The sequence below is a fragment of the Marinococcus halotolerans DSM 16375 genome, from assembly GCF_000420725.1.
GTDB classification, from domain to species: domain Bacteria; phylum Bacillota; class Bacilli; order Bacillales; family Marinococcaceae; genus Marinococcus; species Marinococcus halotolerans.
Genome location: NZ_ATVM01000017.1, coordinates 13,702 through 26,490, shown reverse-complemented (window position 1 = coordinate 26,490; position 12,789 = coordinate 13,702). Strand labels below are relative to the sequence as shown.

Here is a 12,789-nt window from a genome sequence, read left to right as displayed (position 1 = left end):
ATTTGAATAATTCTGATATTTTCATCGGTTTAAATGCCGGCGGGTGTTTTCACAGGAAACGAAGTAAGGTGATTTAACTGCTCCGTCATTTTTTCAGGCGACAATAAAGGGTCTATATAAAAGACATCTGCTTCATCGGAAGAAAAGGCCTCCTTATCAAAAATAATGTAGACCGGAGAAATGGTTGTATGCTGTTCGCTTATCATTCGGTCAATGCCTGGCTTCAGCCTCTGATAAGAAATATAATCGGAAACAAAAACAGTATCGATGAGCTTTTCTTCAAGAAGCCGGGAAAGAGCGTGTTCGTTGTTTGGTGAAAGATGTCCGGCATCAATCGGCTGATTCGTATGGCAAATGGCCGCCTGCTCGTCCTGCAGATATTCTGTAAAATTCTGAAGCTCTGGGTGTCCGGCGGTGAAGGCTGCAATACTCCGCCTCGTTTTTTTCTCAGGGTGGAACCACTGTGTTCTGGAGTGCATCTCTGTAACAGCACCGACTACAATAATTGCAGGATTTGCAATCTGTTCTTTGTGAACTGTTTCTTTAAGGCCGGCGAGCGAAGCGGCGGTTGACTGCTGCCTGCCGTAGGTGCCCCACTGCACAATAAGCACCGATTCCCCGGGCGGGCGGCCGTGCTGGATCAGCTGTTCAGCAATCCATCCGGCGTGTTTGACGCCCATGTAAAAAACGATCGTGTCAGAGCCTGCAGCAAGGCCGCCCCATTGGATGTCAGGCATTCCGTCCCGCTGTTTGCCGTGCCCGGTCACTACGGTATAGGAACGGGAATAGTCCCGATGGGTTAAAGGAACACCGGCGTAAGCTGGAGCGGCGCTGCCGGAAGTGACGCCCGGAATGATTTCAAAGCGGATCTGATGCTTTTGAAGCTCTTCGGCTTCTTCTCCGACTCTTCCAAAGACTCCCGGGTCCCCTCCTTTCAAACGGACGACCCGGCTGCCGCGTCTGGCGTGGACCCGAAGCTCATGGTGAATGTCCTGCTGCCGGAGTGTATGCTGGCACGGCTGCTTGCCGCAATATATAAGTTTCGCGTCGGGAGAAGCCTGCAGCAGAAGCCCGGGATGAGCCAGACGATCATAGATGACCACATCTGCCTGTTGTAATTTGCGCAGGCCCTTCGCGGTGATTAATTCAGGATCGCCCGGCCCGGCGCCTACAAATGAAACGATTCCAGTATGATTGCTGCCCATGCTGCACCTCTTTCCTTTTAATATGTACCTGGAGTAGTTATTTTTTGATTACGAGTTTTATTCTAGGTAAAGCCGGGAGGTAATTCAGCATATGTGAAAGAAAATGTAACGTACTTTTTTCTTTATTCGTACCTTTAAACTTTGTCGTACGTACACAGACGAAAATTTCATAAATAAAAGTGCGAAAAACACATTATTATTGTAAGTAAATCTGACAATGGATTTCTGTATCCCGGGGAAAAAGCAAAAAATTTAAAGGCTCTTTAGAAATATGGATTGAGAATATAGGTATTTAGAACTTTTTTTAAAGATAAATACATTAAAAAGTTTAGGTTGGTGAAGTAAAAGGTAATTCTAATTAAAGCAGCTATTCAATTTAGATGAGAAAGCGAGTGTTTGTCATGATTCGTACAATTTTAATGGTTATTGGAGCTATTGTTGTGATTGGAGCAATTCTCTCCTTAATTTAAGAAGAAATTGCTCAAATGATTACATTAAAGACCCTCTCCAGCCCAGCGAATTCATGACTGTTTGTTTCCAGCTATTCATTGGAAAAGCATGAAGCCTTTGGCCGGATGAGGGTTTTTGCGTATAGATTAAATTTTCACATAAGAAAGGTGAGTTACAGTGGCCGACGCTAAAGATAAAGTTACGTACGGATTGATGGCTGCGGGCAGTCTTATTGGCGGTGCGCTTCCTCTAATCACTAAAGAGACGAAAAATAAACCTCAATCCTCAGAAGAATCTTCCGGGGAAGAAAATACTGAGGAACCAGCTGAAAACCAGGAAGAAGGAAAAAAAGCTCCCCGTCTCAAGCAGACAGCAAAAAAGCCTGCGATTAAAGCAAAGCAGGCGACAGACAATGTAAAAGAATCAGGAAAGCAAATACAGGATAATCTGGAAAATAAGAAAAAAAGTGCTGAAGATAACGCTAAAAACGCGGGTGCCCAGGCCAAAGATACCGTTGCGGGAAAGGCTAAAGGAGCCAGGCAGGCGGCGGACGCGAGTAAAGTTGTTTATAAAGGAAATAAAAAGGTAAAAGAAACTAAGGGCAGGATAAGCGGACTCAAAAATACTGTCGGCGAAAAAGTAGAGAAAACCGGCATGAAAATACAGGATCAAAAAAATGCCCAAAGCAAAAGCAGTACCAATAAAGCTGAAAAAGAGACAGAGCAGCCAGCTCAGGAAGCGGAAAGCAACGCTCCGAAAAAGGCAAAAAAGGTTTCTAAAAAAACTGCACGCCGCCTGACAGACGCCACTGGCCTGGAACAAAGCGCTGCTTCAGCAGAGCCGGGCGTGGAAAACGCAGAAGAGTCAACGTTAACGCAGGAACTTGAGCGCCGCCCGGAAGAAACGAACGAAGCTGAAATTGATGCTTATCAATCCGGCAGTCAAAACGGAAGTAACATGAACCACAGCCTGACCGACGTCATGGATACCGTGAACGATTTCTTTAAAAACTATGTAGCCGAGCCCCAGCGGATTACTTCCACAGAAAAGCAGGAGGGTCAATGGCTTGTGGAAATCGAAGCATTAAATAAAGAAGGAAGAAAATCGAAAAAAGAAACGTATCAGGTGCAGGTGGATGATCATTTAGAGGTAACCTCCTATAAGCGGGTAGATGGAAATAAATAATGCTTCGGTTTGAGGAGACCAAATTATGGCAAAGAAGATTTTATTAACTGAAGGCGGAAAATATGTCGATGGTTCGAAGCCAAAGGTAAGAAAGACGTTCTCCGTTCCGGACGAAGCCTGGAAGAAAACTCACTTTTCTTCTTATTCCAAAGCAGAATCATCCGGTGATAAATCATCCGGGAAGCAATCAACTGATGAAGAAGAAAGCTCCCAGGATGAAGACTCATTTTTAGATAAGGTGAAAGACAGCGGTCAAAAAGCTGCCAAATGGGTTTCCTTTAAAAAGACGAAGGAATACCTTGATGAGCAGACAGAGGATACCTTCATTGAACCGATTAAAGATACTGCCGAAGAAATTTCTGATTTGAACCCTGTGGAAACAACGAAAAACATGATTCAGGGAAATGCCAAAGAAGAACTCGTAAAAACGGCTACTAAAGGAATAAAAAATAATCCTCAGGCGGCCAATGCTGTAGCTGCAGCCTATATGGGCAAAAAGTTTTTTAATACCCTGGAGAGTGCTCGTCTGGCAAAGGAGCATGCACAGGAAAAAGTACAGGAAGCAAAGCAGGCTTTAGAAGGAAAAGGAGAAGAAGCCCAGGAGAAACTCCAGAACGCTGTCGAGCAGGCTAAAGAAAAGGGCCAGGAAGCCCAGAAAAATTTGGGTGAAGCTACAGGGCAGCTGCAGGAAAACGTTCAGGGAGGCTCCAATAAGTCCGGGAAAGGGGGCGGTAAAATCCTTCGATCGCTGCCTGAAAAAGGCTTGAGCGATCTAAAAGGAATGGAAGATATCAAAGGACCGTCGAACATCAAGAGTTACAGCGAGTCCAGGTTAAGAAGCTATGACGAGGTCAAGGGCGTTGATGATATTAAAGGCATAAGCGAACTGAAAGGCTTATCTGACATCAAGAGCTACAAGGAATCGAAGCTGAAAAGCTACGATGACATCAAAGGCATCAACGCCATTAAAGGAACAGAAAATATTAAGCACTATGATTAAGGAGTGAAAGATTATGGCAACAATTGAAAAAAGTACAGATTCTTCCAGCTTGGCAGAGGTTATTGACCGTATACTAGACAAAGGTATTGTTATCGACCTTTACGCTCGTATTTCTGTGGTGGGAATTGAACTGATTACAATTGAAGCACGTATCGTTATTGCAAGTGTTGATACTTGGCTCCGTTACGCTGAAGCAGTCGGACTGCTCCGCGACGATGTCCAGGGCGAAATCGATGAAGATGCAGACTCTAATGAGCGTGCCGGGCAGTTAAACTTTGCTTAAATTTCTCTAATCCCGTCATGCGTATGACTGCATGGCGGGATATATTTCTATTGTAAGAAGAAAGCGGGGACCACTATGAAGGAAGTAATGAATTCAATTAACAATTTTTTTGAGGAAAATTTAAAGCCTCCGTTTCGAATTACTTCAGTTTCCGAAGAAGACTACGGCTGGTTTGCAGAAGTAGAAGTGATCGAAGAAGACGAGTATATGCAAAAGTACGGCCACGACCAGCTTCTGGGCGTCTATGAAGTGAAGCTGAACAACAACCAGCAGGTAGGGTCGTTTGAGCGTGTAAACCTGAGACCAAGAAGTGCTTTTGTAGAAACAGCAGAAAGGAGATAGTTACAGATGGCGGCCAAACAATCTACGGCAAAAAAAGAAGAAAAAACGGACGAAACCCAGGGGCAGGAACTGAAAACCAGCAAAAGCGGCTCATATAAGCCTTTCTCTTCGGAAGAAGAAGGAGAAGAAGAGCAGCCAAAGGAGCAGATTAAAGGCCCTGCAAAATCAGGTTCTTCGAGTGAAGCTTCACAGAAATCTTCCGGACAGAATAAAAAAACGGATGATAAAGGAGAAAATGACGAAGTGAATAATACCACGGCGACCGCCAGTAAAAAAAATACCGCTAAATCCAACCAGACTAAAAAAGAAGCTAATGAAGAAGCTGCTCAACAGGAAGACTCAGGTGAAGAATCGTTTGCGCCTATCTCAAGTGATATGTTTGAAACCATCCGTTCGTTTTTCGAAGAAACGATGAACTCCCCTGTCCGTATCACAGCTATTGTGGATGCCGGAGACGGCTGGAATATTGAAGTAGAACTAGTAGAAGAGAAGGAATACACGCAAAAATACGGAAGAGACCAGTTGATTGGGATTTATGAAGCCACAATGAACAAGGATCAAAAAATAACTTCCTATCAAAGGATGAACACTCGTCCGAGAAGTACTCCTTTTGAGAAAAAAGAGAGGTAAAAAAATATGGCTACTACTAACGAAAGAAAGCAGCAGACTCAGAAAAAGTCATCCAACACATCAGGGAGCTCCCGGACAAACCAGCAAAAAAACAGCCCTCAGAATAGCAAAGGACAGTCGAAAAAAATCAATGCATCTGCCAGCACAAAATCAAAACAAACGACCTCTGAAGAACAGCAGCAGCCAAAGCAGCAAAAAATCAGCAATATTAATAAAATCGTAGAGACTGAAGAGATGCAGTCGATTTTAGAGCGTTCCGAAAAGTATTTAACCTCCGGATACCCTGTACACTTTACAGGCGCAGCCGGAGTAGGCAAAACGACCCTTTCCTTTCAGCTTGCACGCCGGTTTAACCAGCCTGTTACGCTGTTAAACGGGAATGAAAGCCTTTCGAACACGGACCTTCTCGGCGGAAGAATCGGCTATACAAGTGACAAATTAATTGATAACTACGTCCGGAAGGTATATAAACGCGAAGACCATATTACAGAACGGTGGAGTACGGGCCGTCTGCTCGAAGCAGTAAAAAATGGCCATACGCTTATTTACGATGAATTTACCCGTTCCCTGCCATCTACAAATAATTTGTTTCTTTCCGTTCTTGAAGAAGGTATACTGCCGCTTTACGGCACGCAGCGAAATGAAAGCTTCATTACCGTGCACCCGAATTTTAAAGCAATTTTCACAAGCAATCCGGAGGAATACGCTGGTGTGCATAAATCCCAGGACGCCCTTCTTGATAGAATGATCACCATTCCGGTGGAGGATCCTAATAAGGAAGCCCAGGTTTCTATCCTTACTGAGAGAGCTTCCATCAGTGAAAAAGAAGCCGAAACCATTATTAAAGCATTGGATTGGGCTAAATCCACGAGCAGGGAAAACGATACGCATGTGCCAAGCTTCCGTCTTGCTGTTATGACCGCGATGTTAAGCTCGGAGCATGATGTTAAAATAGATGTAAAAAACGACGATTTTCAACAGCTGTTTTTTGATGTGATGGGGCATTATTTCCTGGAAAATATCCAGGGTGAAGATGTCAGCGAAGCACAAAAAAGAATGAAGGAAGAGTTGAAAAAGGTCTAGGAGGCAAGTAACCGTGGGAATTTATATGTTTGGGGTTATTGAAACTACTGAAAAACCAACCTTCGGCACCGTGGAACTCGAGGGCAAGGAGCGAAAAATTTATACCCTCCAGCACGGGCAGGAGGCGATGGTGGTAGCAGAAGCTCCGATGCAGATTTATGATCCAACGAGGAAAAACCTGCGGGCTCATCAAGATACAGTGGCCGGAGTAATGGAAGACTACGATGTCATTCCGATGAGTTTTGGGAACGTTCTTGAGGACCAAAAAGAAGTCTTTGCTTTAATGGAAAAGCTGCAGGATCAATTTGAAGAAATTTTTCCGAAGATCCGCGGCAAAATGGAAGTTGGGCTTAAAATCATTGGAAAAAAAGAATGGCTGAATGAACAAATCCGTCAGGAGCCGGGGATGGAAGACCTGCGCAAAAAAACGGATACGAAAGGCAAAAACGCCAGCTATTACGAGCGGATGCAGCTCGGGGAATCGGCGCAGAAGTTCATGATGAGGCTGCACGAGCGCTTTGAGGAAGAGGTTTTCCAGCCGCTCGCACAGATTGCCAACGCAGCTAAAAGCAACGAAGTGATCAACGAGCGGATGCTGTTGAATGCCGCTTTTTTAATAGATAAAGAAAACGAAGAGGATTTTGATGCAAAAGTAAACGAGATCTTTAATGAATGGAATGAACACGCTGATTTCAAGTATACGGGTCCGTGGCCGGCATACAACTTTATTGACCTGAAAATAAAAGCGGGGAACAGCGTATGATTCATAAATTATTTACCTGGCCGCTTGATACGGTCGTCTGGGCGGGCAAAAAAGTAAAGGAAGAGGCGGATAAAGAATATTTTGATGTCCGCCAGATTCAAAAAAAACTCGCCAATCTGCAGATTATGTATGAAATGGAAGAAATTTCTGAAGAGGCCTTCACTGAGCAGGAGGAAGAGCTGCTGCAGCGGTATCGCAGAGCAAAGCAGATTGAACAGGAAGAATTACGGGAAGAGTTAGAGGAAAAGGATTAAAGGAGTGAACCGGCAGTGCAGACAAACTCGGGCGCACCGGCTCTTTTGTATTTGTATGCCTTGATTCCCACGAATGAATATGAGGAAGCTCCTATGGAGCCGATGGAAGGTATGGAGCCGGACAATAATATCAGCTTTATTAAACATGGCAGTATCACTGCAGTAGTTACTCATGTTCCAGAAGAAGAATTTTCCCAGGAAAAACTGCAGAAGAATGTAGAAAAAATGGAATGGCTGCAGGCTAAAGCCTTTCACCATCATGAAACAATGAACCAGCTGCATGATCGCTATACCACAATCCCGTTAAAATTCGGCACGATTTTTGAACAGGAAGCAAACCTTGCGGAAATGATTGAAAAGTACCACGAGAGCGTAACGGCTCAGCTTTCTTATTTGAAGGGAAAAGAAGAATGGAACGTCAAAACTTACGCTGATCAGCAGTTGTTCACTGAAGCCGTCGTGCAGAACAGCGAAGAAATTCAGGCGAAGGAAGCAGAGCTTGAAGCGATGCCAGCTGGACGGCGCTTTTTTGAAAAAAAGAAAATGGACCAGTTCATTGAAGCGCAGGCAGACGAGCAGATTGAAAAGCACTGCCAATCGTTTCATGATGAGTTAACTGCCTGGAGCGAAGGCACGGAAATAAAAAAGAATTGGGAGAAGCGCGTCACAGACCGGGAAAAAGAAATGGCATGGAACGCCGTATACCTGATTCACTCGAAAGACCGGGAGGCGTTTATTCAATTAATTGAACAGCGCCAGGAAAAAGAAGAAGCAGAAGAGACCGGAATGGATTTAGAGTGTACAGGTCCGTGGCCGGCATTTCATTTTTCAGGCCTGACAGACAGGAGGGAGCAAAATGCCCCAGGACACTCTTAAAAACCGGGAAGTTTCCCTGCTCGACGTCTTGGACTCTGTTCTGGACAAAGGGGTCGTGCTTCAGGGTGATGTAACGATATCCATTGCGGGGATTGACCTTGTTTATTTGGATTTACGCGTACTAATCGCTTCTGTAGAAACCCTGCGACAGGCGGAATTGAAGACGCAGAAAGAATTTGTTTCTAATTCTTCAGAACCTTCCCAGGTCGAATAAAGGAGACTGAAAACAGATGGAAAATAATAACCCGCAAGTAACCCAAGCACAGCAGCCGACCGGGCGCATATCACTGGATCCGGACAAAGCAGAAGAAGGACTCACACAGCTGGTGATGACGGTGGTGGAGCTGCTGCGTGAGCTGGTGGAACGCCAGGCGATGCGAAGAGTCGAAGGTGGCGATTTAACAGAGGAACAAGTCGAGCAGCTTGGTGTAGCGCTCATGCAGCTGGAAGAAAAGATGGAAGAAATGAAGGAAATCTTTGGCCTTACGACAGAAGATTTGAACATTGATCTTGGACCTTTAGGGAACTTACTGTAAGCTTCAAAATAGGCTTGAAAGAAGGGAATATGTTATGGCTGAAAAACCTGTACAACGCTCAGCACCCGATCACATGGAGAGACCGTCCGGCGGTCTTGTTGACATCCTGGAAACAGTACTGGATAAAGGTGTCGTCATTGCCGGGGACATTAAAGTAAATATTGCAGACGTAGAACTGCTGACCATTAAAATCCGTCTGGTCGTGGCCTCGGTGGATAAAGCAAAAGAAATGGGCATCGACTGGTGGGAAACAGACCCGCATTATTCTTCCAATGCTAAAAGGCTTGAAGAAGAAAACCAGCGTCTGCTTGAGCGGGTAGAGCAGCTCGAAGATAACCAGCAGGCGGAAAGTGAAGAGCAGCAGACGACAGGACAGAATAAAAACAAAGCCGAAAAGTGAGGTGAACGCACGTGATTTTCCGTGATCTGTCTAAAGACATCGGCCAGCTGGTACGGGATCTGCAGAGCCAGGATAAGTCGCAGGTTCAACGTACAGAAGAGCGCACGTTTGGAAAAGACGAAAAGGCACCGAAGCTTCGGATGGAATATAATATTAAAGCACGAACGCTTCCGTCGAAGGAAGAAATGGAAGAATACCGAAAAGAAATCAAACAGCGGGACAGCAATCGCCTGAAATAACAGGTGCTGTCCTGCCTCAAAGCTTTTTCGGGGACGCCTGTTTTTCTCCGGAGAAGCAGTACATAGCGATATTAATTAATAAAGGGGCTGGGCACATGGCAAAAGATAAAAAGCGGAGGAGCTTTTTAAAGAAGAAAAACATTGACGAATCAACATTGAAGGGCCGATTAAAACGATTGAACCCGAGGGCGAAAAAATACGCAAAAGACCCGAAAGAAACAGAAAAACTGCTGCAGCAGGCGAGAGAAAAAGCGGATGATAATCAGAGCCCGCTGAAAAATGTATGGCAGGAGCTGCAGCTGATGCTTGAAATGCTTCGTGCCTGGTGGAAAAAAGATTATCAGCATGCGCCCTACAAATCGATTGTAGCCATCATTGCGGGACTGATTTATTTTGTTTCCCCGATCGATTTGATTCCGGATTTCCTTCCGGGCGGCTTGATTGATGACGCAGCGGTTATTTCGTTTGTTTTCAAGCAGGTGCAAAAGGACCTCGATGACTTTAAAGAGTGGAAGCTGCAGCATGACAATACGATGGATGCAGATGAATAGTAATCAAAAAAGCTCCACCCGGCAGTTTGAGCCTGGTTGGAGCTTTTCTTTTTATTCGTATAATTTCCAGGCTGTTTTTAGAGAGTTAGTAATATAATCTGCTATTTCTTCCGGAGAATCTTTATCGATAGTGACTTTGGAATGATGGCTGGCATAAGCTGTCTGTCTGCTGTAGAATAACTCTTCGATATCTTCGAGCGACCGTCCCTGAAGAACAGGGCGGTCTGCCATAAGCAGGTGAATTCGTTCCTTCCAGGCATCCCACGGCATGTCCAGGTAAAAAACGGTGCAGTTGTTTAAGCATACGTCCCGAATTTCCTCCTGCATGAAGGCTCCCCCGCCAAGAGAAATAACCTTAAGGCTTTGATTTGCGTACTTTTTTACAAGCTCTTTCTCTTTCTGTCTGAACGCAGGCTCCCCGATCAATTTAAATACATCCGGTACAGGCATTTGAAACTCTTTTTCGATCTGTTCATCGATATCAATAAAGGATCTGTATAGGTTTTGAGCTACCAGTCTGCCGATGGTTGTTTTGCCGACTCCCATAAAGCCTATAAATACTATGCTTTTTTCACGTAAAGATTTTTCTTTCATTATCATATGTCTGCACTCTTTCGTTAATAAAATGAGGTAGTCAGCGAAATGTACCGTGATTATAATACAGTTTTAGGCAAAAGTAAAAACCCGGTGCTACATAACGAGCTGCAGCATATAGGCGAAGATCATCGTAAAGAGCATATATCCAATGACAAATGGCAGATTCCAAAGACCGAGCCGATACGGATTGATATTCAGATGGTACCCTACAATCGAAACAGATATATTAAAAGGGCTGAACATGATAGGGCTTAGGCTGCAGACAATTAAAACGAGGGACAGGGGTATGGCCTGAAGATCCGCAAGAGAAGGTGCAATGATTTCTGCAAGCAGAATAACAGACACCAGCGGATGAAAGCCGATAAAGCTGGAAACGAGAAAATAAGCGCCGATCAGCAGGTAAAAAATAAAAATCTGCTGATGCAGGGAAGTGAACAGCTGCTGAAGGACGTCAAATAACGAAGTTTCTGCAAGCATCTGGACGAATAAACCGGCGCTTAAAAACATGAAAAAGAAGTCAGCCATTCCTTTAGTTCTTGTTTTCCATTGATTAAAAGCAAAAAATGCATATCTGCGCAGGCGTTTAATAAAAGCTGCCCACAAAAAGGATACAGGAGCAATAAACAAAACGAGAGTGAATAAGTAATCGAAGTCCGACCACTGATTGACAAAGCTTACACAGGTTACAAGCAGCAACAGGAGAGCGATTAGCTGTTTGATCTTTCTGCCTGCGGCACCTGAATGGTTAGTTTGAGTGCCTGCAGGCTGCAGACGCAGCTTTGGGTACTTGAAAGAGGCAGTCAGAATATCAAATAAAACGACTAAAATAACGATCGTTATAATAAATGGAAAGATATAAATGTAACTCTGCCCTGTTACATTTAAAGCAGTGATGACCATAATCTCAAGCGGACTCCAGGCGAGGCACAGCGCATAAGCCCGCAGTAAATTCTGCGTATAGAACTTCGCCTTTATTTTTCGTGGGGTGGAGGTGAAGGTCCGGTCCAGGGTGCGCATAAGAACGGCAAAGGTAGCAATGTTTAAAAACAACCCGAGCACGTGGCATACAAAAAAACTTCTTCTGTACAACTGGGTGACAGTGTCTGCCCCCTGCTCCATGAATTTTCGAAGCCCGTGGTCATACTTGCCCACCCGGATGAGTGAATTGAGAAAGGGGAGCATAAAAAAGAATGAAAGAACGCCAAGCATTGTCTGAAATGATAAAAAGTAATCCTGCCAGGAGGAACTGGTCTGGAAAAATAAAAATGTTCCAATGGTGTAGAAGGCAATACCTGAATAAAAGAACAGGCCTTTTGCAAAAAACAGGGAAACAAATATAACAATATTTGCGAGAATGCCGATGAATAAAGAAAAGTTTGGTAGATGTAAAAATTGTGCAAGTACATACGAGAGGATTAATAGAGAATAAATGCATAAACGCAACTGCTGTTCCCCCAATTTCCGGTTGATGGCATCCAAGAGTATGATAGCATATTAGTTACATATATGAGATCAATCTATGTATTTAATAGTCCCAGACAGGCGTTAATACTAATCATTTGAGTGGAGGAACATATGACAAATCACAGATATCAAACACTGCAATTGGGAAATAAATCGTACAGTGCTTCGCAGCCGATGGTCTGTGTCCCTTTAACTGAGACGACGTCAGAAGGGCTAGCGGTAGAACTGGAAGCGATAAATGCTGCCCGGGCAGACGCCATTGAATGGCGGGCAGATCACTTTGAAGACTTAAAAAATAAAAAAGCCGTAGCCCGGGTGCTGCAGATGCTGAAGCAGCATGCCCCGGAATGTTTGCTTTTATTTACTATTCGTTCTGCACAGGAGGGCGGGGCTGAGCGGCACTTAACTGATAAAGAAACGGTGGAAATCATTTCTGGGGCAGTACATTCAGGAAATACAGATATGGTGGATATAGAAGGAAGAATGAGCAGCGAACATGTAGCTTTCGTTCGTCAAATAACCCGGGAGCACGGAGTGAAATTATTAATATCCCATCACGACTTTTCAAAAACGCCTGATACCATGGAAATGAATCGGTGGGTGGAGGCGGCAGAAAAAGATGAAGCAGACATTGTGAAATTGGCAGTTATGCCAAACCATAAATCAGATGTGCTGGCTCTTTTAGGGGCGCTTGTTGAATGGAATGACAGACTAAATATCTGTACAGCTGCTATGTCCATGGGATCCGAGGGGCTGGCTTCCCGACTGGTGGGTCATTCATTTGGCTCTATGATGGTGTTTGCTTCCGGAAAGAAAAGCTCTGCGCCTGGCCAAATCCCGCTTGAGGAAGCGCGACTTGTAGTTGATATTGTTAACAAATATTCGTAGGACCCGGCTGAACTATCAGCTGATGTAAGCCTTAGATGAAAAT

At 44.4% G+C, this 12,789-nt stretch carries 18 protein-coding genes; 15 read left to right on the top strand and 3 right to left on the bottom strand.

The features are described 5' to 3' along the window. Positions 1 to 29: 29 nt before the first annotated feature. Positions 30 to 1,205 (bottom strand): uroporphyrinogen-III C-methyltransferase, encoded by a 1,176-nt coding sequence (gene cobA, locus G548_RS18115; protein ID WP_022794409.1) that lies wholly within the window; start codon positions 1,203 to 1,205, stop codon positions 30 to 32. Positions 1,206 to 1,832: 627 nt separating this feature from the next. Between cobA and G548_RS18110 the strand changes: the two genes are divergently transcribed. The 14 genes from G548_RS18110 to G548_RS0111980 all read left to right on the top strand — a co-directional run bounded on the left by G548_RS18110 (position 1,833) and on the right by G548_RS0111980 (position 9,797). Continuing rightward, positions 1,833 to 2,840: a hypothetical protein gene (locus tag G548_RS18110; protein ID WP_022794408.1), complete on the top strand. Its 1,008-nt coding sequence runs from the start codon at positions 1,833 to 1,835 to the stop codon at positions 2,838 to 2,840. A gap of 25 nt (positions 2,841 to 2,865) precedes the next feature. After that, positions 2,866 to 3,840, top strand: a complete 975-nt coding sequence (locus G548_RS0112040) for a hypothetical protein (RefSeq protein ID WP_022794407.1) — start codon at positions 2,866 to 2,868, stop codon at positions 3,838 to 3,840. A 13-nt stretch (positions 3,841 to 3,853) separates the two neighbouring features. Continuing rightward, on the top strand, positions 3,854 to 4,123 hold the full coding sequence (gvpA, locus tag G548_RS0112035) for a gas vesicle structural protein GvpA (protein WP_022794406.1): 270 nt from the start codon (positions 3,854 to 3,856) through the stop codon (positions 4,121 to 4,123). 75 nt (positions 4,124 to 4,198) lie between these two features. After that, the gene (gene gvpO / locus G548_RS0112030) at positions 4,199 to 4,465 is read left to right on the top strand and encodes a gas vesicle protein GvpO (protein ID WP_022794405.1); all 267 of its coding nucleotides are present in this window, start codon (positions 4,199 to 4,201) and stop codon (positions 4,463 to 4,465) included. Positions 4,466 to 4,471: 6 nt separating this feature from the next. Further along, positions 4,472 to 5,095, top strand: coding sequence for a gas vesicle protein GvpO (gvpO, locus tag G548_RS18850; RefSeq protein WP_022794404.1), 624 nt, complete (start codon positions 4,472 to 4,474; stop codon positions 5,093 to 5,095). A 6-nt stretch (positions 5,096 to 5,101) separates the two neighbouring features. Continuing rightward, a complete protein-coding gene (gvpN, locus tag G548_RS0112020; RefSeq protein ID WP_022794403.1) occupies positions 5,102 to 6,178 on the top strand; it encodes a gas vesicle protein GvpN in 1,077 nt (358 codons plus the stop codon). Positions 6,179 to 6,191: 13 nt separating this feature from the next. Beyond that, positions 6,192 to 6,941, top strand: a complete 750-nt coding sequence (locus G548_RS0112015) for a GvpL/GvpF family gas vesicle protein (protein ID WP_022794402.1) — start codon at positions 6,192 to 6,194, stop codon at positions 6,939 to 6,941. Continuing rightward, positions 6,938 to 7,195: a gas vesicle protein GvpG gene (locus tag G548_RS0112010; RefSeq protein WP_022794401.1), complete on the top strand. Its 258-nt coding sequence runs from the start codon at positions 6,938 to 6,940 to the stop codon at positions 7,193 to 7,195. The genes G548_RS0112015 and G548_RS0112010 overlap by 4 nt, the downstream gene beginning before the upstream one ends. A 15-nt stretch (positions 7,196 to 7,210) precedes the next feature. Further along, positions 7,211 to 8,071: a GvpL/GvpF family gas vesicle protein gene (locus tag G548_RS18105; protein ID WP_022794400.1), complete on the top strand. Its 861-nt coding sequence runs from the start codon at positions 7,211 to 7,213 to the stop codon at positions 8,069 to 8,071. Beyond that, positions 8,052 to 8,285 (top strand): gas vesicle protein, encoded by a 234-nt coding sequence (locus tag G548_RS0112000; RefSeq protein WP_022794399.1) that lies wholly within the window; start codon positions 8,052 to 8,054, stop codon positions 8,283 to 8,285. Before G548_RS18105 ends, G548_RS0112000 begins: the two co-directional genes overlap by 20 nt. 16 nt (positions 8,286 to 8,301) lie before the next feature. Then, positions 8,302 to 8,607: a gas vesicle protein K gene (locus G548_RS0111995; protein WP_022794398.1), complete on the top strand. Its 306-nt coding sequence runs from the start codon at positions 8,302 to 8,304 to the stop codon at positions 8,605 to 8,607. 73 nt (positions 8,608 to 8,680) lie between these two features. Continuing rightward, positions 8,681 to 9,007 (top strand): gas vesicle protein, encoded by a 327-nt coding sequence (locus G548_RS18100; RefSeq protein ID WP_051143872.1) that lies wholly within the window; start codon positions 8,681 to 8,683, stop codon positions 9,005 to 9,007. Positions 9,008 to 9,018: 11 nt separating this feature from the next. Beyond that, positions 9,019 to 9,246, top strand: coding sequence for a hypothetical protein (locus G548_RS0111985; RefSeq protein ID WP_022794396.1), 228 nt, complete (start codon positions 9,019 to 9,021; stop codon positions 9,244 to 9,246). Between the two features lie 95 nt (positions 9,247 to 9,341). Then, on the top strand, positions 9,342 to 9,797 hold the full coding sequence (locus tag G548_RS0111980) for a YkvA family protein (RefSeq protein WP_022794395.1): 456 nt from the start codon (positions 9,342 to 9,344) through the stop codon (positions 9,795 to 9,797). A 51-nt stretch (positions 9,798 to 9,848) separates the two neighbouring features. Here the strand turns inward: G548_RS0111980 and G548_RS0111975 are convergent, their stop codons facing one another. Both G548_RS0111975 and G548_RS18095 read right to left on the bottom strand, forming a co-directional pair. After that, positions 9,849 to 10,397 (bottom strand): shikimate kinase, encoded by a 549-nt coding sequence (locus G548_RS0111975; RefSeq protein WP_022794394.1) that lies wholly within the window; start codon positions 10,395 to 10,397, stop codon positions 9,849 to 9,851. Positions 10,398 to 10,487: 90 nt separating this feature from the next. Beyond that, a complete protein-coding gene (locus tag G548_RS18095; RefSeq protein ID WP_022794393.1) occupies positions 10,488 to 11,837 on the bottom strand; it encodes a hypothetical protein in 1,350 nt (449 codons plus the stop codon). A 132-nt stretch (positions 11,838 to 11,969) separates the two neighbouring features. On the opposite strand from G548_RS18095, the gene aroD reads away from it, so the two are divergent. After that, on the top strand, positions 11,970 to 12,746 hold the full coding sequence (gene aroD / locus G548_RS0111965) for a type I 3-dehydroquinate dehydratase (RefSeq protein ID WP_022794392.1): 777 nt from the start codon (positions 11,970 to 11,972) through the stop codon (positions 12,744 to 12,746). Positions 12,747 to 12,789 lie beyond the last annotated feature (43 nt).